1 pseudogene is annotated in these 242 nt (G+C 49.6%); it reads right to left on the reverse strand.

What is annotated here, in order from left to right:
* A pseudogene (locus FS736_RS24970) lies at window positions 1-242 on the reverse strand (hypothetical protein); the annotation flags it as partial.

The raw sequence follows: 242 nt of genomic DNA on the forward strand, positions 1-242 counted from the left end.
GGTGTGAGGTTGTGGCGGAGGATGGTGGGATTTTGGTGTGTGGTGATGGATGATGGAAGCAGCTGGTTGTGGTGGTATGTGGGGATATTGGGTGGGGGTTGGGTGATGATGTGGAGTAACTGAGTGGTGAGTATTTTATAGGGTTGAGAAATTTGTTCTTGTGTTAGGGGGAATTCATGCAGCGTCAGTGAGTGGAATTTTTGAGTAAAAGGGTTGAGAGGGTGGTTGGGGGAAGGGGTGAG

The organism is Cytobacillus oceanisediminis 2691 (assembly GCF_007678455.1).
Classification (GTDB): Bacteria; Bacillota; Bacilli; order Bacillales; family Cytobacillaceae; genus Mesobacillus; species Mesobacillus oceanisediminis_A.